Source organism: Meiothermus ruber DSM 1279, from assembly GCF_000024425.1.
Lineage (GTDB): Bacteria > Deinococcota > Deinococci > Deinococcales > Thermaceae > Meiothermus > Meiothermus ruber.
Window position 1 is genome coordinate 2,302,344 of record NC_013946.1, and the last position, 17,448, is coordinate 2,319,791.

21 protein-coding genes are annotated in these 17,448 nt (G+C 63.4%); 14 read left to right on the top strand and 7 right to left on the bottom strand.

Features of this window, described 5'->3' with window-relative positions; all coding sequences use genetic code 11:
• Positions 1–37 precede the first annotated feature (37 nt).
• Positions 38–1,024, top strand: a complete 987-nt coding sequence (locus MRUB_RS11340) for a DUF1517 domain-containing protein (RefSeq protein WP_241476960.1) — start codon at positions 38–40, stop codon at positions 1,022–1,024.
• A gap of 7 nt (positions 1,025–1,031) precedes the next feature.
• On the opposite strand, the gene ispG is transcribed toward MRUB_RS11340, so the two are convergent.
• Positions 1,032–2,255, bottom strand: coding sequence for a flavodoxin-dependent (E)-4-hydroxy-3-methylbut-2-enyl-diphosphate synthase (ispG, locus tag MRUB_RS11345; protein WP_013014502.1), 1,224 nt, complete (start codon positions 2,253–2,255; stop codon positions 1,032–1,034).
• Positions 2,256–2,389: 134 nt separating this feature from the next.
• Here ispG and MRUB_RS11350 point away from each other — a divergent pair, with 134 nt between their 5' ends.
• Both MRUB_RS11350 and MRUB_RS11355 read left to right on the top strand, forming a co-directional pair.
• Positions 2,390–2,887, top strand: a complete 498-nt coding sequence (locus MRUB_RS11350; protein ID WP_013014503.1) for a redoxin domain-containing protein — start codon at positions 2,390–2,392, stop codon at positions 2,885–2,887.
• A gap of 255 nt (positions 2,888–3,142) precedes the next feature.
• The gene (locus MRUB_RS11355) at positions 3,143–3,337 is read left to right on the top strand and encodes a hypothetical protein (RefSeq protein ID WP_013014504.1); all 195 of its coding nucleotides are present in this window, start codon (positions 3,143–3,145) and stop codon (positions 3,335–3,337) included.
• 24 nt (positions 3,338–3,361) lie between these two features.
• Here MRUB_RS11355 and MRUB_RS11360 read toward each other — a convergent pair whose 3' ends face one another.
• Both MRUB_RS11360 and MRUB_RS11365 read right to left on the bottom strand, forming a co-directional pair.
• Positions 3,362–3,928, bottom strand: coding sequence for a thioredoxin family protein (locus tag MRUB_RS11360; RefSeq protein WP_013014505.1), 567 nt, complete (start codon positions 3,926–3,928; stop codon positions 3,362–3,364).
• Positions 3,929–3,971: 43 nt separating this feature from the next.
• Positions 3,972–4,943 carry a type I phosphomannose isomerase catalytic subunit gene (locus MRUB_RS11365; RefSeq protein WP_013014506.1) on the bottom strand — a complete coding sequence of 324 codons (972 nt, stop codon included), beginning with the start codon at positions 4,941–4,943 and terminating at the stop codon, positions 3,972–3,974.
• A 246-nt stretch (positions 4,944–5,189) separates the two neighbouring features.
• On the opposite strand from MRUB_RS11365, the gene MRUB_RS11370 reads away from it, so the two are divergent.
• The 8 genes from MRUB_RS11370 (at position 5,190) to MRUB_RS11405 (ending at position 11,250) form a co-directional block, all read left to right on the top strand.
• The gene (locus tag MRUB_RS11370) at positions 5,190–5,816 is read left to right on the top strand and encodes a metallophosphoesterase (protein WP_013014507.1); all 627 of its coding nucleotides are present in this window, start codon (positions 5,190–5,192) and stop codon (positions 5,814–5,816) included.
• Positions 5,813–6,616: an SDR family NAD(P)-dependent oxidoreductase gene (locus MRUB_RS11375; RefSeq protein ID WP_013014508.1), complete on the top strand. Its 804-nt coding sequence runs from the start codon at positions 5,813–5,815 to the stop codon at positions 6,614–6,616. Before MRUB_RS11370 ends, MRUB_RS11375 begins: the two co-directional genes overlap by 4 nt.
• 33 nt (positions 6,617–6,649) lie before the next feature.
• Positions 6,650–7,210, top strand: a complete 561-nt coding sequence (locus tag MRUB_RS11380) for an HD domain-containing protein (protein ID WP_013014509.1) — start codon at positions 6,650–6,652, stop codon at positions 7,208–7,210.
• Between the two features lie 40 nt (positions 7,211–7,250).
• Positions 7,251–9,149 (top strand): DUF2207 domain-containing protein, encoded by a 1,899-nt coding sequence (locus tag MRUB_RS11385; RefSeq protein WP_013014510.1) that lies wholly within the window; start codon positions 7,251–7,253, stop codon positions 9,147–9,149.
• A 23-nt stretch (positions 9,150–9,172) separates the two neighbouring features.
• Positions 9,173–9,715 (top strand): LemA family protein, encoded by a 543-nt coding sequence (locus MRUB_RS11390; protein ID WP_013014511.1) that lies wholly within the window; start codon positions 9,173–9,175, stop codon positions 9,713–9,715.
• Between the two features lie 82 nt (positions 9,716–9,797).
• The gene (locus MRUB_RS11395; protein ID WP_013014512.1) at positions 9,798–10,052 is read left to right on the top strand and encodes a DUF433 domain-containing protein; all 255 of its coding nucleotides are present in this window, start codon (positions 9,798–9,800) and stop codon (positions 10,050–10,052) included.
• On the top strand, positions 10,052–10,402 hold the full coding sequence (locus tag MRUB_RS11400; RefSeq protein WP_013014513.1) for a DUF5615 family PIN-like protein: 351 nt from the start codon (positions 10,052–10,054) through the stop codon (positions 10,400–10,402). The genes MRUB_RS11395 and MRUB_RS11400 overlap by 1 nt, the downstream gene beginning before the upstream one ends.
• Entirely contained in the window at positions 10,399–11,250 is an 852-nt protein-coding gene (locus MRUB_RS11405; RefSeq protein WP_013014514.1) for a hydroxymethylglutaryl-CoA lyase, read from the top strand. Before MRUB_RS11400 ends, MRUB_RS11405 begins: the two co-directional genes overlap by 4 nt.
• Here MRUB_RS11405 and MRUB_RS11410 read toward each other — a convergent pair.
• The 3 genes from MRUB_RS11410 to MRUB_RS11420 all read right to left on the bottom strand — a co-directional run bounded on the left by MRUB_RS11410 (position 11,247) and on the right by MRUB_RS11420 (position 13,716).
• The gene (locus tag MRUB_RS11410) at positions 11,247–11,561 is read right to left on the bottom strand and encodes an FUN14 domain-containing protein (protein WP_013014515.1); all 315 of its coding nucleotides are present in this window, start codon (positions 11,559–11,561) and stop codon (positions 11,247–11,249) included. The two genes, MRUB_RS11405 and MRUB_RS11410, sit on opposite strands and share 4 nt — an antisense overlap.
• A 36-nt stretch (positions 11,562–11,597) precedes the next feature.
• Entirely contained in the window at positions 11,598–12,446 is an 849-nt protein-coding gene (locus MRUB_RS11415) for an SDR family oxidoreductase (RefSeq protein ID WP_013014516.1), read from the bottom strand.
• A gap of 97 nt (positions 12,447–12,543) precedes the next feature.
• On the bottom strand, positions 12,544–13,716 hold the full coding sequence (locus MRUB_RS11420; protein ID WP_013014517.1) for a thiolase family protein: 1,173 nt from the start codon (positions 13,714–13,716) through the stop codon (positions 12,544–12,546).
• Positions 13,717–13,874: 158 nt separating this feature from the next.
• On the opposite strand from MRUB_RS11420, the gene ispF reads away from it, so the two are divergent.
• From ispF to mgtE, 3 genes are all read left to right on the top strand, one after another.
• Positions 13,875–14,360, top strand: a complete 486-nt coding sequence (gene ispF, locus MRUB_RS11425) for a 2-C-methyl-D-erythritol 2,4-cyclodiphosphate synthase (RefSeq protein WP_036198666.1) — start codon at positions 13,875–13,877, stop codon at positions 14,358–14,360.
• A gap of 12 nt (positions 14,361–14,372) precedes the next feature.
• A complete protein-coding gene (locus tag MRUB_RS11430; protein WP_013014519.1) occupies positions 14,373–14,990 on the top strand; it encodes a trimeric intracellular cation channel family protein in 618 nt (205 codons plus the stop codon).
• 244 nt (positions 14,991–15,234) lie between these two features.
• Positions 15,235–16,599 carry a magnesium transporter gene (gene mgtE, locus MRUB_RS11435; protein WP_013014520.1) on the top strand — a complete coding sequence of 455 codons (1,365 nt, stop codon included), beginning with the start codon at positions 15,235–15,237 and terminating at the stop codon, positions 16,597–16,599.
• Here mgtE and MRUB_RS11440 read toward each other — a convergent pair.
• The gene (locus tag MRUB_RS11440) at positions 16,594–17,394 is read right to left on the bottom strand and encodes a YwiC-like family protein (protein WP_013014521.1); all 801 of its coding nucleotides are present in this window, start codon (positions 17,392–17,394) and stop codon (positions 16,594–16,596) included. The two genes, mgtE and MRUB_RS11440, sit on opposite strands and share 6 nt — an antisense overlap.
• Between the last annotated feature and the right edge of the window lie 54 nt (positions 17,395–17,448).

The following is a 17,448-nucleotide window of genomic DNA, read 5'->3' on the forward strand; positions in this document are numbered from 1 at the left end:
ATAAGCGCCCGCGCCGCGATACCGTATGCTGAAACAGATGAGACTCACCCGGGTTCGGGTTCTATTGTTGCTCTGGGCTGTGGTCGCCTGGCCCAGCATCTCAGTCGAGGCCGATCTGGTCTGGCCTAGCTGGGGTTCAGCCCTAGCACAGCGCAGCGGCGGCGGCGTGGGAGGCCGGGGAGGTTTTTCCACACCGCGCCCCGGCCCCTCCATTCCCCGGGTCAACCCCGCACCATCCCCATCGCTGCCCTTGCCCACCCCCGGCCGCTACCCCAGTTACCCCACCTACCCCCGCGACTACTACCCTCCGGGAACCCCAGGTTACCCCAGCGCCCGCCCACCCATTTATGTGACCCCAGGCGTCGGCTATGGCATTGACCTTATCGCACTGCTGTTTATTGGCGGCATCGTGCTGGTTAGCATCTCGATGCTGCGCGGCCTTCAACAGGCAGGCCGCAACAACGGAGGTGAAGTCGAAAGCAGCGTGGCCCGGCTGCGGCTGGCGGTTCTGTATACCCCCAAGCTACAGGCCAGCCTGCGCCAGACCGCCCAGGCAGCCGAGACGGAAAGCCCTCGAGGGCTGGCCGATCTGATAGACAACACCGCGGTACTTCTACTGCGTGCACAGGACGGCTGGCGCTTTGGCATGTATGAAGTCTGGACAGGCAGCCTGGAAAAAGCCGAAGGACAGTTTGACGCCTGGATGACCGAGACCCGCTCTGAGTTCACCGAGACCTACCGGCACTTTGAAGGCCGGGAAGTGGCGCAGGCAGGGTATCGCGCGAAAGTTGAACCTGATGGCCGCTACATCCTGGTAACCCTATTGCTGGCCGTAAGCGGCAGCCTGCCCCCCATACCAAGCCCTTTGCGCCGCGAGGGAGCACGACAGGCCCTGATGGCCCTGGCGACCTCGAGCCCCACCAACACCCTGGCCGCTTATGTGGCCTGGACGCCCGAGGCCGAGGGTGAAGCCCTCACCGAGCAGGATCTGCTCCTGGGTTGGCCCAGGCTCGAGCTGCTCTAAATCAGCGCTAGGCCGGCTGCTTGCCAAAGCGCTTTTGGATGTACTCTTCCACCATTCCCATAAACTCTTCGGCAATACGATCGCCTTTGAGGGTGGCGGCGAGCTGACCATCGATATAGACCGGGGCGCGCGGCGCCTCGCCCGTGCCGGGCAGCGAAATACCAATATCGGCATGCTTGGACTCGCCAGGGCCGTTGACCACACACCCCATGACCGCAACCTTCAGGTTTTCCACGCCGGGGTACTGGGTGCGCCAGACCGGCATCTGGGCATTGAGGCGGGTCGAGACCTGCAGGGCCAGCTCCTGGAAAAACGTACTGGTGGTACGGCCGCAACCAGGGCAACTGGCCACGCTGGGGGTAAACTGCCGCAGCCCAATGGACTGCAAAATCTCCAAGGCCACCTCCACCTCCTTGGTGCGGGGCTCCCCCGGGGCTGGGGTGATGGAAACCCGTATGGTATCGCCAATGCCCTCGATCAGCAGGGGCACCAGGCCGGCGGTGCTGCTGACGATACCGCTCACCCCCATGCCGGCCTCGGTGAGGCCTAAATGCAACGGGGCATTGGTGCGCTTGGCCAGCTCGCGGTAGACCCACCACAGGTCGGGGGCGTTGGAGACCTTGGCCGAGAGGATGATTTTGTCCTCACCAAGACCGTATTTGAGGGCCCATTCGTAGCTGCGCACCGCCGACTCCACAATGGTCTCGAGCGTAACCTGGTGGGCATCCTTGGGCTCAGGGCGGGCCGCATTGGCCTCCATCATCTCGTCGAGCAACCCCGCATCCAGCGAACCCCAGTTCACACCAATCCGCACCGGCTTACCAAACTCCACGGCCACCTCGCACATGGTTCGGAAGTTGGGGTCTTGCTGTTTACCCTTCCCTACCGTGCCGGGGTTGATGCGGTATTTGTCCAGGGCTAGGGCCATCTCGGGGTATTTGCGCAGCAAGATATGGCCGTTGAAGTGAAAATCCCCTACCAGGGGCACATCCACCCCCAGGTCGGCTAAGCGGCGCTTGATCTCCGGCACGGCCTTGGCGGCTTCATCGTTGTTGACGGTCATGCGTACAACCTCGGAGCCGGCGCGGGCCAGGGCCCAGACCTGCCCCACTGTGGCCTCGATATCGGCGGTGTCGGTGTTGGTCATCGACTGTACCACCACCGGATGGTCGCCTCCTTTGGGGACTTTGCCAACCCAGACCGTTGGCGTTTTGCGACGTCGCACTGTCATACCCATGAGTCTAATATCCTTTGGTCAGGTAAATAGTGGATGGGGTAGGGGTTCCGCCCTGGTTCGGGCGCGCTATCTACCCGGCCAGGGCAGGAGGCGCGCGAAGGCAATTTTTGGGTTAACCTGGGTGTGCTATGGCTATACAGGTTGGCGACCGTCTGCCCGATGTGACCGTGTTCAATACCGCTGCCGAGCCCATTTCGCTAACAACCCTTGCTACGGGAAGGCCCTTGGTGCTGCTCTTCTTTCCTGCTGCCCACACCCGCGTGTGCGAAAAGGAGCTTTGCACCGTGCGCGATGGCCTGGCAGAGTACAACCAGCTCGGGGCTGAGGTCTACGGCCTGAGCGTGGATACCCCCTGGACCCTGGCCGCTTACGCCCGGTCGCTGGGGCTGGCCTTTCCCTTGCTCTCCGATTACAACCGGGAGGCCACCCGGGCCTTTGGCCTCGAGATCAGCCTGCGGGGCCTGCCCGGCTTCGCCCAGCGGGCCGCCTATGTGGTGGATGCATCCGGCCAGATCGCCTGGGCCTGGGTGGCCGAGGTGCCAGCCCAGGAACCCCCTTACCCAGAGGTTGCAGCGGCCGTCAAAGCCCTGGTTGAGGCCAGGGCATCCAGCAGAACCGGTTCCTAGCCAGCGGCGGCCCCTTCAGCCCAGCTAAGAAACCCCTCGAGGCACCTACCCTCAAGTGCATACAGCCAGGTTCCGAGTAGCTATATATCGAATTACACCAATTAAGGATGGTTTTTGTGTAAGCAGTCCGCAAGTACATTAGGTATGGTGTGACATTTTGTGTGTATATTCAACATTGTGTGTATAAATTGCCGGATTCGGATTCACAAAAACAACACCGTTTACCCTATCCTGCTCTCCTAAGGAGGGAACCTTATGGAGACCACCCTGATGCCAAGCCACAACAACCCGCTGGGGCAGTACCCGAGCTCGAGCCGCCTGATCCGCCCCGCTTCCCTGATTCTCCGCCGCCCACCAGCCAAAGGCTCGGTTAAAGCCATCTGGGATGGCTTCTGCCTGAGCAAGGCCTGGGGTGAGGTGCTGGAAACCTACGACCTGACCCACGAGTAGGCCTAGGTTGTTCAAAGCCCGGTGTTATCCGATACGCACCGTGGGCTCGTAGCCAGGCTTCCACTTGATGGTGCAGCCGATCGCGTCGGCCTCGGTAATCGGGGGCTCCTGCCCCTGCGTCAAGGCTGCCAACACCATGTCCAGGGTATGCTCCTGCACCCCGGAGGGATCCTTGGGCGCATCGTTGACCCGGCCGTGGTAGCGCAGCTTACGGCCCTGATCGAAGACAAACACCTCGGGGGTGCGCAGGGCTTTGTAGGCTTTTGCGGTGGCCTGGGTCTCGTCGAGCAGGTAGGGGAAGTTGAGGTTGTGGGCTGCAGCAAAGGCCCGCATCCCCTCGGGGGAATCCTCTGGATAGCGCTCGTAGTCGTTGGCGTTGATACCCACAAAAGCCACCTTACCCCGATACTTATCGGCCAGGGCCACGATTTCCCGGATGGAGCCCTTGACGTAAGGGCAGTGGTTGCAGATAAAGATGACCGCCAGAAACGGCTCGCTGAAGGCTGAAAGCCGCACGGTCTGTCCCGAAAGATCGGGCAGCTCTGCATCGATAAGATCGGCGCCTAGGGGTAGTTGATCGTACTGCAGCATGGTTTAATGCTAGCAGACTTCCCGGTCAGGAAACAAAGCGCGCCTACCAAGGCATCCGAACCGCCTGGGGATACCACTGTAGTGAGTCGGGGGAGGGCACAAACGCCCCCAACAGTTGCGCCTGTCCGGTGAGTTCAAGCCCCTCCCCCGCCCCAATCAGTAAGGTATCACCCCACCAGAGTGGGCCTTCCAGCCACTCGCCCCCCCCGGCCACCAGGGTCAGGAGCAAGAAGCTATCCGCAGGGGCCTGTAGGGTCAGTCGGCCACAGAGCTGGTAGCGCTCGAGCACAAAGGCCTCACCCGCCAGCAGGATTTCCTTGTGGTGAGCTGGCAGCGGGGTGGGGCGTGGAAGCGGGGTGGGCTCGAGCCGGGCCACATCCAGCCCTTTCTGCAAATGCAGTTCGCGGGGGCGCCCGTAGTCGTAGAGGCGGTAGGTCAGATCGGAGCGCTGCTGCACCTCGTAGAGCAGCAAGCCCGGCCCCAGGGCATGAATGGTTCCCGCGGGCACCGGGATCACCTGCCCCGGTACCACCCACTCGCGCTGCAACCAGCCCCAAAGGGCGCCACCCTGGGCTGCCTGGGCCAGGCTTTCGCGCTCCATCGGGGCGCGCAACCCGTAGACGATCTCACCCTCGCCCTCGAGGATGTACCAGGCCTCGGTTTTGCCGTGAAAACCGGTGGCGGCTTCTACCGTGTGAGCATAGGCATCGTCGGGGTGCACCTGTACCGAGAGCCACTCGGCGGTGTCGAGCAGCTTGACCAGCAAGGGCAGCTCGAGGCCGTAGCGGCTATAGGCCGCCCGGCCAATAAAGCCCGGCCCAAGTTCGGGCAGCGCTTCCGCCAGCGTCCGGCCGGCCAGCAGCCCCGAGCGAATCCGGTTCTGGTCGTAAGCAAGCCAGAGTTCACCGATGGGCTCCTGGGCCTCCAAACCCAGGTGCTTGGCAAGGCGCGTACCACCCCAGACCCGCTGCACCGGGCGGGCCTCGAGGTTCACCACCGAGAGGGTCGGTCTCATGGGCTCGATATTAACCCACAACCCAAGCCGTGCAACCGGCCCGCCCGATTTGACAAACTCGAGCCAGCGCCGCTTAGACTATACCCAGTTGGGGTGTTGGCTTTAGTCTAGGACTGCTCGTGGAACTGTTCGAGGCCCAGCCACCGGGTTGCAAAGCAACCTTCATAAACACCGTAAGGCCCCGGTGGAGGGCAGCAACAGCCACATACAGCCGATATCGGCCCGAGCAGCCATAGGGTTCTCACCATGCGTATATTGGCGCTCTCCGACCAAATTCACCCGTTTATCCATCAGGAGCGCTTTCCGCACAACCTGCCACCTTTCGATCTGGTGTTGCTGGCCGGGGACTTACCCGGCAGCTATATCGAGTTTGTGGCAACCAAGGTGCGGGTGCCGGTGGTGTACGTGCACGGCAATCACAAAGAGGAGTACGTCCAGGATTACCTCGGCAACCTCACCCCCCCTGGCGGGGCCATCAAGGCCCACGGGCGCATTGTGGATGTGGCCGGGGTGCGGATTGCGGGCTGGGGGGGGTGTCCCCGCTACAACGACCGCGATATAGGGCAGTACAACGAAATAGACGCGCAGGCCCGGTTCCTGGCCTGGTACCCGCGGCTCATACACCGCCGCTGGCGCACGGGCCACGGCGTCGATATCCTGCTCAGCCATGCCCCCCCACCTGGGGCCCACGCCGGTTCCGACTTTGCCCACCGCGGCAGCACGGCGCTGGGCCTGTTCCACCGCCTGTACCGCCCAAAGATTCACGTTCACGGCCACATCCACCTCTACGAGGCCCAGCCCCGGCGCGAGTACACCAGCCCGGAAGGGGTACGGGTGATCAACGCCTTTGAGTACACTCTTATCGAGCTATGAAGATCGCCGGGAGCCTGTGTGTAATCAGCGGGGCCAGCAGCGGGATAGGTAAAGCCACGGCCCTCGAGCTGGCCGCGCGGGGAGCCCGGGTGGTGCTGGTGGCCCGCCGAGCACAGCTTCTAGCGGAGGTTGCCGCGCAAATCCAGGCCCAGGGTGGGCAGGCCTGGGCCTTTGCCGCCGATCTGAGCCGGCCACAGGAAGCCGCCCGCCTGGGGGAGTGGGTGCTGGGTCAGGTGGGCCCTCCGGATGTGCTGGTGCACAGCGCCGGGGCCGGGGAGTGGCGCTTTTTAGATGAGACCCCCCTGGAAGACCTTCAACGCTTGATGGACACCCCCTACTTCAGCGCCGCCTACCTCACCCGGGTTTTTCTACCCGCCATGCTGGAGCGCAACCGGGGCTTTATTCTTGCGGTGTGTTCGCCTGCCAGCCGCCTGGTCTGGCCCGGGGCAACCGGCTATGTGGCGGCCCGCTGGGCCCTGAACGGCCTGACCGAGGCTCTACGGGCCGACCTGTACCACAGCAAGCTTCGGGTATGCGCCTTTTTCCCCGGTAAAATCAGCGATAGCGAGTATTTTCTTCGCCACAGCGACACCGAGGGGCGCATTCCCAGGATAGGACGGCTGATCCCCCCCATCACCGCCCGGCAAGCGGCCCTGGGCATTGTGCGGGCCATCGAGCTCGAGGCCCGGACGATGTTTGTTCCCTGGCAGCTATACGCCTTTGACCGGCTGGCGCGCTGGTTCCCGCGCATCGCCGAGCACCTGGCCTGGAGCAGCGGCGCCCGCCGAGCAGGCCCTTGACCCCGGCAGCGGAGCTCCCGAGAATGGGCGCATATGGCTATCTACATGGTGTATGAAGATGCCCTGGCCCTCATGAAGCGGTTCACCCCCTCGGAGAGCCTGCAAAAGCACATGATGGCCGTCGAAACCGCCATGCGGGCCTATGCCAGAAAATATGGGCAGCCCGAAGAAAAGTGGGCCATTGCCGGCATTCTCCACGACTTTGACTACGAGCAATTCCCCCAAGAACACCCCTACAAAGGGGTCGCCATGCTGCGCGAAATGGGCTACCCCGAGGACGTGCTCGAGGCCATTTTGGGCCACGTGGACAGCCCCCAGCACCCCCGCACCTCCCTGATGTCCAAGGCGCTGTTTGCCGTGGATGAGCTGGTAGGCCTGATTACGGCGGCGGTGTATGTGCGCCCCGACAAGCGCATCCAGAGCCTCGAGCTGCCCAGCCTCAAAAAGAAATTCAAGGACAGAGCCTTTGCCGCTAAGGTGGATCGGGAGAGCATCGTGCGCGGGGCACAGGAGCTGGGGGTCGAGCTTGACGAGCATATGGCCTTTGTGCTCGAGGCCATGAAAGCCGATGCCGCGCGGCTGGGATTGGGCTGACCCCGCCTACAACCAACCCGGCTCGAGGTAGGCTGAAGGGGTGAGCCCCCTGCGCCCTATCCTGGCCGCCCTGGTTTTCCTGGCGCTGGCCTGGGGAAAAAGCTACAGCCTCGAGCGGGTCGAGCAGGATGTGTATCTCCTGCCCAATGGGCTGGTGCGGGTGGTGGATGTGCGCACCTGGCGCTTCGACGGCGTTTTCCGGGAGGTCTTCCTGGAGATCGACCCCCGCCGAGGCGGGCAGGTGCGCTTCGAGGAGGCCCGCGCGTTGGACGGAGGCCCGCCCATCCGGTACGAGGTGGAAGGCAACCGCATCAGCCTGACCGCAGGCCCCCCCGACCGTTCGGGCAACCTGCCGGTGCTGGCCGAGAACCAGCGCCGCACCTTCCGCATCAGCTATACCCTGAGCAACGAGGTCGCCGTGGCCCAGGATGCAGCCCTCTTCGACCGGCAGGTGCTGGAGCCCGAACACGCCGCTGTGGGCGCTTATCTGCTGCGGCTGCATGCCCCCAGGCCCGTGCCGGGGTTGTTCCGGGTGTTTATCTTTACCGGAAGGGGGCGCATCGGAACGCTCGAGTTCGACCCAGCCCAGCAGGTTGCCACCGTGCGGCTGGCCCCGGTCAGCCAGAACGAGTTTGTGCGGGCCCGGGTCATCCTCGAGGCCGGGGCCTTTAGCGTTCGCACCCTGAACGCGCCCCGGCTCGAGCAATGGCTGCAAGAAACCGAGGAGGAGACCCGGGGCTTTCGTGAGCGCTCCCGACAGCTAATCGACGGCCCGTCGGCGCCCGCCTGGGCCTGGGCGCTGGCCGTCGGGCCGCTGGTGCTGCCGGTCGTACTCTTTGGTCTGTTCCTGCGCGCTTACGCGCGCTTTGGCCGTGAACCCCAGACCGAAGAGGTGGGCCGCTACTACCGGGAACCCCCCGAAGAAATACCGCCCGGCCTGGTGCCCTACGTGTTAACCCAAACCGACCCCGGCCAGAGCATGCTGGGCCGGATGATTGCCGCCACCCTGCTGGACTGGGCCCGGCGGGGCTCGGTCGAGCTCATCCAGCGCGAGAATCCGGGCTTGTTCGGCTGGCTTGGGGGCAGCGAGACCCACTTCCGGCTGGTCTCCCCACCTGAGCACGCCACCCCCCTGGAAAGCGAGGTCTGGCGCCTGCTCAGAAGCGCCGCCGGCCCGGACGGCGTGCTTAAGCCCAGCGAGCTCAAGCAATTTTTCCGGCAGCACCCCAGCCTCCTGACCAGCCTGGGCCGCCGCCCCAGGGCCATCTACGAGGCCACCTACGGCCCACTGCTCGATGCCAGGAGCAGCAGGGTCGCGGCTCGATGGGGGGGGTGGTTGGTGGGGCTGGGCTTTGTATTCTTCTTCCTCGCCCTTACCGCCGGGCCCCGCCTGCTGGAGGCCTGGAACGGGGCCTTGTGGGTCGGGGTGCTGATGCTGAGCGGCGTGCTGGGGGGGCTGGGCCTTTTGGCGCTGGGCTTTCTGGCCTTTGGGTCTCTGAGCCGCTGGATGCCAGATAAGCTGCTAAAGGCCAAACGCTGGCAAGCCTACCGCAATTTCCTGGCCGACTTCTCCCAGATGGAACGGGCCCCAGCCGAGCACTTCAAAATGTGGGATTATCACTTTGTGTACGCCGCGGCCCTGGGCGTGGCCGAGCGCTACTTGCGCAACCTGCGTCAGGTAGCCCAGCAGCGACCCGAGATGGTGGCCCTGCCGCGCTGGATTCCAGGGTCGAGCCTGGGCCAGGCAAGCACCGCGCTGGCCTCGAGCGAGATGCTGCAACAGATCAGCCGGATGACCGGGGGCCTCGAGCAGATCGCCCGCAACCTGGAGAGCCTCGAGCGGGCCCTCAGGCCCTCCTCGAGCGGCTCCAGTGGAGGCTTTGGGGGTAGCTCGAGGGGAGGTTCTTCTGGTGGTGGCGGCTCGAGTGGGGCTCGATAATGGAGCCCAGGGAGGAATAAGGTATGGAAATCCTGTTGATCCTGGTTCTGCTGGTGGTGGCTTTATTCGTTCTGTACTACAACCGCATCATCACCCTGGAAAATCGGGTGAACAACGCACTCTCGCAGGTAGATGTGCAGCTCAAGCGGCGCAACGACCTGATTCCCAACCTGGTCAACACCGTCAAGGGCTATGCCGCCCACGAGACCGGGGTCTTCGACCGGGTCACCCAGGCCCGCGAGCGGATGCTATCGGCTGGCAGCATCGAGGAAAAATCGGCGGCCTCCAACCAGCTCACCCAGGCCCTGCGCAGCGTTTTTGCCATTGCCGAAGCCTACCCCGCGCTCAAGGCTGATGCCAATTTCCGGGAGTTACAAGGGCAGCTCGAGGAGACCGAAAACAAGATCGCCTACTCCCGCCAGTTCTTCAACGACACCGTGCTGGACTTCAACAACACCGTAACCACCATTCCCGGCGTATTCGTCGCCCAGCTCATGGGCAAGAAACCCAAACCCTTCTTCGAAGTCGACGAGGCTACCCGGCAGGTGCCCGGTGTGAATTTCTGAGGGCTGTTGCTGTTAAATCACTCTCCGCCGGAATAAAACCCGCTATGATGAGTCGGTAACCCCGCCTCGAGGGAGGTACTTTATGAAGCTCGGCGCACAGGCTCGAAGCGAACTCCTCTCCCGCATAAGCGCCAACCCCGACGTTCTGCGCGGCAGGCCCCGCCTCAAGGGAACCCGCATCGCGGTGCACATGGTGCTGGAAGCCCTGGCCTCGCAGATGTCCATCGAAGAGGTGTTGTTGCAATGGCCGGAACTCACCCGCCAGGATATCCAGGCAGCCTTGCTGTACGGGGCCCGCTCGACTAACTACGAGTGGATCGCCCTGCACGAAGAGTAATGCGAATTCTGCTCGACGAAAACATCCCCCAGCGGGTCTTGTGGTGGCTGATTGGCGAGGGCCACGAGGTGGTCACAGCCCGGGAGGTGGGCCTTACAGGGCGCTCCGATCAGGTGTTGTACGCCTACGCCGAGCGCCACAACTACGTGCTGGTCACGCTCGACCTGGACTTTTCCGACCCCGTGCGCTTTCCCCTGAGTTTTCCGCGCATCGTGTTGCGCCCCGGCGTGATTGACCCCGAACTGATGCGCGAAATCCTGCGCGATGTGTTTCGCCTGGGCTTTCCGCTCTGGGGCGAACTCTACGTGGTGCAGCCGGAGGGCATCGCCCGGTATAGTGAGGAACTGTGAGGTGGGTGGAGTGTCCACGGGACTCCTGGCAGGGTTTTGCCCGGTTTATCCCGACCGAAGAAAAGGTGGGCTATCTGCTGGAGCTGCTCGAGGCCGGTTTTACAAACCTCGACCTCACCAGCTTTGTCTCGCCCAAATGGGTGCCCCAGCACGCCGATGCCGAGGCGGTGCTGGCCGCCCTGCCCGCGCCGCAAGGGCGGGAGTACCTGGCTATCATCGGCAACCTGAAGGGCCTCGAGCGGGCCCGACAGGCCGCCCACCTGACCGCGGTGGGCTACCCCTTTTCCATCTCCGAGACCTTTCAGCGCAAAAACCTCAACCTGGGGATTGAGGAGTCCTGGCCGGTGTTGCAACAGCTCCTGGCCGAGGCCCAGGGGCTCAGGTTTGTGGTCTACCTCTCGATGGCCTTTGGCAACCCCTACGGCGATACCTGGACACCGGGCCTGACGGCACAGTTTGTGCAGCGCATGCGAGCGCTACCTGGGCTGAGTGGCATCGTGCTGGCTGACACCTACGGGGTGGCCTCGGCCCAGACCATCGCCCAGACTCTGGAAGCCGTGGCCCAGGCCGGCGGGCTGGATGAGCACCTGGGGCTGCACCTGCACAGCCGCCCGGAACACACCCTGGACAAGGTGCGGGTGGCCCTGGCGTCTGGGGTGGGCTGGCTCGAGGGGGCCCTGGGCGGAATCGGCGGCTGTCCGTTTGCGGGCGACGACCTGGTAGGCAACCTGGCCACCGAGCAGGTCTTGCCTTACCTAGCCCAGCAAGGCCGGGTCACCGGGGTTGACCTGGATCGATTAGGGGAACTCTCCAGCCGGGCCCAGTTGCTCCGCGCCCAGTATGCCTAGCCCCGCCGCAGGCCCAGCAGCAAACCCGCCACAAAAGCCCCGCCGAAGGGCAGGTTGGTGGTGAGCACCCGAACCAAAGCATCCCAGGCGCCTTTGATCTGATCCTGTTGCAATAAAGGTTCTACGTCGCGCTGGATGCGCGTCCAGTCTACGGCGATGTAACCCATCGAGGCCAGCACCTGCACCACCACAAAGATCAGACCTAGAATGATGGCCACCCAGCGGCCCACGGTCTTGATGGCAAAGCCTACGGCGAAACCTGCCAGCCCTCCAAAGGTGAGCTGGCCGATGTACGGTTGAATCAGTTCCACGCTTCTATTGTGCCATGCCAAGACTGGCTGGAAGGATCAGCTTTTTTTACGCATGGCCTCGAGCATGTCCCACTGCTCTTTGGTCACCGCGTCCAGCACATTGAACTCCCCAGCATTCCAGACCGTCTCGCCCCCGTCAATGGTGATAACGTCGCCGGTGATAAAACCGGCATAATCCGAGATCAGGTATGCAGCCAGGTTGGCCAGTTCGATGTGCTGGCCCACCCGCCCCAGGGGAATCTTCTTCTCGAACATCTGGGCGATCTCCGGGGTGGGCATCAGGCGCGTCCAGGCTCCCTCGGTGGGGAAAGGCCCCGGTGCGATGGCGTTGAGGCGGATGCCGTACTTGCCCCACTCCGCCGCCAGCGACTTGGTTAAGGCCACCACCCCGGCCTTGGCCGTGGCCGAGGGCACCACATACCCCGAACCGGTCTGGGCGTAGGTGGTGGCGATGTTGAGCATGGTGCCCTTCTGCCCTTTGGCAATCCAGCGCTTGCCCACCTCCAGGGTGCAGTACACCGTGCCGTGCAGCACGATATTCAGAACCGAATCAAAAGCCCGGTAAGACAGCCGCTCGGTGGGCGAAATAAAGTTGCCTGCGGCGTTGTTGATTAGCACGTCAATTCGGCCAAAATGAGCCTCCACCGCATCTATCATGGCCCGCACCGCCTCGGGGTCGCGCACATCCACCGGTGTGGCGAAAACCTCCCCGCCGGTTTGCTGCATCATCTCCTGGGCGGCCTGGGCGATGGTCTCGGCCCGGCGGCTGGTGATGGCCACCTTGGCCCCCAGCTCTAGAAAACGCGTGCTCATTGAGCGGCCAAGGCCTGTACCGCCCCCTGTAACCAGCACCACCTTATCCTTTAGAAGCCCAGGTTCAAACATACACACCCCATCGATTCACGAAAAGAATCCGCTCTAGCGGCCCAATTTTCGCCACCCTGCCACAGCCCGATTTTCATAGGACTCGCACAGGCCCCTCTCAGGCCTGCGGGTACACCTCAAACACCCCAGCAGCCCCCATCCCACCACCAATGCACATGGTCACCATACCCAGCCCGCCCCCGCGCTTGCCAAGTTCGTGGATAAGCTGGGTGGTGAGCTTGGCTCCGGTCGCACCCAGGGGGTGGCCCAGCGCAATGGCCCCACCGTTGACGTTGACTTTTTCGGGGTTCATTTGCAGCTCCCGCATCACCGCCAGCACCTGGGCTGCAAAAGCTTCGTTGAACTCGATGAGCTTGAGGTCGTCCAGGGTAACACCGGCTTTGGCCAGGGCCTTGGGCACGGCCTTGATGGGGCCCACACCCATAATGTCCGGGTCTACCCCACCCGTAGCAAAGGAGATAAACCGGGCCAGCGGTTTTAGGCCCAGCTCTTTGGCTTTGTCCGCGCTCATCAACAGCACAGCCGCGGCCCCATCGGAGTAGGGGGAGGCGTTACCGGCGGTCACAGTGCCCCCTTCCTTGAAGGCGGGCTTGAGTTTGGCGAGGCGCTCGAGGCTGGTATCGGCACGGGGAAGCTCATCTTTGGCAAACAACACTTCCTCCACTTGCTTTTTGCTTCCTTTCCAGTGCACCTTTTTGACCGGGATGGGCACAATTTGCTCGTCGAAAGCGCCCCGGGCCTGGGCCTCCAAGGCTTTCTGGTGGCTCCGCAGGGCCCAGGCGTCCTGGTCGGCACGGCTAATACCCCAGCGCTCGGCCACCCGCTCGGCGGTGAAGCCCATGCCGATATAGGCCTCGGTCAGCTCGGGGTGGAGCTGGGTGTGGTAACCCGACATCGGCACCTGGCTCATCATCTCCACACCCCCGGCCAGCACCACCTCGTTCATGCCCGACATGATGGCCTGGGCTGCATAGGCCACGCTTTGCAGGCCCGAGGAGCAGAACCGGTTAATGGTCGCCGCCGAGACCTCTACGGGGAAGCCAGCCCGCAGCATGGAGAGCCGGGCTACGTTCAGGCCCTGGCTGGCCTCGGGCATCGCACACCCCCACTGAATGTCTTCGATGAGGGCGGGGTCTACACCGGCCCTGGTCACGGCTGCTTTCATCACCTCGGCCGAGAGGTCGATGGGGTGTACGCTGGCTAAAGAACCATCGCTTTTGCCGCGTGCAACGGCGCTGCGAACCGCACTGACGATAACCGCTTCCTTCATGGCTGCTCCTTAAAAGTTATACTGAGTCAAAGTTTATGGCAAAGCGCTTCTGGCTTCAAGTCTTGCCCAGCCCTCTGGTGGGTTCCGCGCGAATGGCTCCGTGCAGCCAAAGGCGTTAGGATATCTGCGTGGCAGAGAAGCCTTCTACTTGGTCACAACTGCTCGTGGGTTACGGCGAAGACGCGCACCGCCTGGGCGAGGGGCGCGAGCTCTGGCTGGGGGGTGTGCGCATCGAGAGCGACCGGGGTGCTATAGCGCATTCCGACGGCGATGTCCTTCTACATGCCCTTTCCGATGCCCTGCTCTCGGCTTTTGCGCTGGGCGACATCGGCAGCTACTTCCCCGACCACGACCCCAAGTGGAAGGGCCTGGAAAGCCGGGTGATCCTCGAGGTGGTCTTGCAAAAGGTACGCGAGAGCGGCTATCGGCTCAGCCAGCTTTCAGCGGTGGTGACGCTCGACCGGCCCAAGCTGGGGCCGCACCGCACGAGCATCCAGCAACACCTGGCCCTGCTGACCGGCCTGCCCGAAAAGCGGGTGGGCCTCACCTTCAAAACCTCCGAGGGTCTGGCCCCCGACCACGCCCAGTGCCGGGTGGTGGTCTACCTCGAGCCCCTCCCGGAAAAACAGGGTGAAAAAAGCTAGCCTTCTTTCTTTATGCAGCACTGGCAGTTGCTTGATGTTCTGTCCTGGGCCGGTCTCCTGGCTTTTGGGGTCTCGGGTGCACTGGTGGCGGTGCAAAAACGCTTCGACCTGGTGGGCATTATCGTGCTGACCGGGGTTACCGCCATTGGCGGGGGCGCCATCCGGGATGTGCTGGTGGGCTCGCTGCCCGCTGGCTCGCTGCGCAATGAGGCAGTGCTGTGGCTGGTGTTTCTGGTGGCCCTGGTGGTGTGGCGGTTCAATCAGCGGCTGGGCCGGCTCGAGCGCCCCATCTACTACCTCGATACCGTTGGCCTGGGGCTGTTTGCGGCACTGGGGGCCGAGCGGGCTCTGGCATTTGGGCTGGGGTTTTGGGGCTGTGTGTTTGTGGGTACGGTCTCGGGGGTGGGGGGTGGGGTTCTGCGCGACGTGCTGGCCGGAGAGATTCCCGGCATCTTCTACCGCAACCGCGACCTCTACGCCTCGGCGGCCAGCGGGGGGGCCGCGGTGGTGTTTTTGATTTACACGTTTTTGCCCACCTACGCGGCCCTGGCGGTGGTCTCGGGGGCCCTGGTCACCATTGGGCTGCGGCTCTCGAGCCGCTGGCTCGGTTTAGGCCTTCCCGCCCCGTGAGCAAGGTCATATTTGCTTGCTTTAGCTGGCTTGGGGTGCTAGGCTACTTTAGGCTTTGCCCGGCAGGGAACGCTCGGGTTCACCTGCGGGCTGTAGGCATATAGGAGGCACCGTGGAAGATCACAGTTCTAGTCGAAGATTTTACCCGGTGTGCTCCCACACCGAGTAATCCTCGACAAACCGTGTACCCTGCGGAGCTTCCTTCCAAGATTCGGCTTAGGCCGAAAACCGAAGGAGGCCGCATATGTACGATGCTGAAACCCTGGTTGGGCTGGAAGCCCTCAAAAATGCCCTGCGAGAGAGCGATGCTTTCAAGGTCAAAGCGGCGCTGGAGGAGCTGTACCCGGCGCAAATTTTGGAGCACTGGTCGGAGTTCGCGCCGGAGCATCGCCTGCCCATCCTGACCCTGCTCTCCCCGGCCGAGGCAGCGGAGGTCTTCAGTCACCTCGAGGAGGCCGAGCAGGCCGAGCTTCTGGAAGCCCTGCCCCCCTGGCGGGTCAAGGAGCTGCTGGAGGAGCTGTCGCTGGACGACCTGGCCGACGCCATCAACGCGGTTGAGGAGGAAAACAGCCGGGAGGCCGCCGAAGCCCTTTTGCGCCAGCTCGACCCCGAGACCCGGGCCGAAGTAGAAGAGCTTGTCGAGTACGACGAGGATGAGGCCGGGGGCATTATGACCTCGGAGTACATCGCGGTGCGGGACTCCATGCGGGTGGAGGAGGTGTTCCGCTTCTTACGGCGCGAGGCCCCTGACGCGGAGCAAATTTACGTGATTTACGTGGTGGACGCCGAGGAGCACCTGCAAGGGGTGCTCACCCTGCGCGACCTGATTGTGGCCGATCCCAAGACCCGCGTCGCGGAGATCATGAACCCCGATGTGATCTATGTGCGCGACGATACCGACCAGGAGGAAGTGGCCCGGCTGATGGCCGACTACAACTTCACCGTGCTGCCGGTGGTGGACGAAGATAAAAAACTGGTGGGGATTGTAACCATCGACGACGTGGTGGACGTCATCGAGGAGGAGGCCACCGAGGACATCTACCGCCTGGGTGCGGTGGAGTCGCCCGAGCTGGTGTACAGCAAGTCGAGCGTCTTCAAGCTGTGGAGCGCCCGGGTGCGCTGGCTGATTATTTTGATTATTACCGGCAGCATTACCAGCACCATTTTGCAGGGCTTTGAGTCGGTGCTCGAGGCCGTCACGGCTCTGGCTTTTTACGTACCGGTGCTGGTGGGTACCGGGGGCAACACCGGCAACCAGTCCAGCACCCTGATCGTGCGGGCGCTGGCCACCCGCGATGTGGCTCTGGGCGACTGGCTTCGCATCATGCGCAAAGAACTGGGGGTGGGTATACTCCTGGGCCTGACCCTGGCCTGCCTGCTCACCATCAAGGTTCTAATCGATGGGCAGGTGCAGTTGCTATGGGTGGTGGGCATCTCGCTGGGCCTGGTGGTGCTGCTGGCCAACGTGGTGGGGGCTATGCTGCCCCTGCTGCTGCGCCGGCTGAAGCTCGACCCGGCCCTGATTTCCAACCCCCTGATCGCTACCGTCACCGACGTTACCGGCCTGGTGGTGTACCTGACCGTGGCCCGCTGGCTATTGAACCTATAAGCCCCCTCGAGCCCCCAGCGCTGTGCTCAGTACTACCAACAGCCCCAGGGCCATCTGGCTCCAGCCCACCGCCCGGGCCGGCATGGGGGGCCTATGAAGGGTGTACAGCGTCCATGGCAGCAGCAAGGCCAGGGCCAGGACGCTCGTCCAGGGAAGCCATCCCAGCCAGGCCCCCAGCACCAGCCCAGCAATCGCCAAACCCTCCGCCAGGTAGACCGGCACCACCTCCACCCGTTCACCCCGGGCCCGGCGCACCTGGGCTCGAGCGTAGAAAATGGAAGCCAGAGAGCGGGCCGCCAGCACCTGCCAAAGCCCATAGGCCAGCAGCGGATTCTGGCCGGCTGCCAGGGCAATACCGGTGGCTATAGCCCCCATAGCCACCGCCCCGCAGAGCTCGGGCAGCAGGTTTCGTCCCTGGTTGCGCGCATCAAACCAGAGCTGCACCCCCACCAGCGGCAGGGCCAGCAGCAGCGGTATCCAGAAAGGCCCGGCTGCCCACCTGGCTGTCCACAGCAGTCCAGCAACGGCCAGAAAACCGTACAGCAGAGCGAAGTTTCGGGCCAGGGCGGTACGGGGAAAGGTTTTGCCCCGGCGCAGATCGGTAAGCCAAAGCTTAAGGGGGTGACGGGTGAAGAAAGCCGCCAGGGCAAAAAGCCCCAGGCCCAGGCCGGCCCCGCTTGGGGCTACCAGCAAGCCCAGCAGAACGGGCTCGAGGGTAAACCCCCAGCCACCGTGTTCGTTGGGAAGGGCCACGGCCTTGAGGGAAACTCTGGATCTTGGGGCTGGGGTCGCCATGTTTCGCCTAACAAGGTTAGCAGCCTAGCCAGGGGACTTTCGCCCCTCGCATAT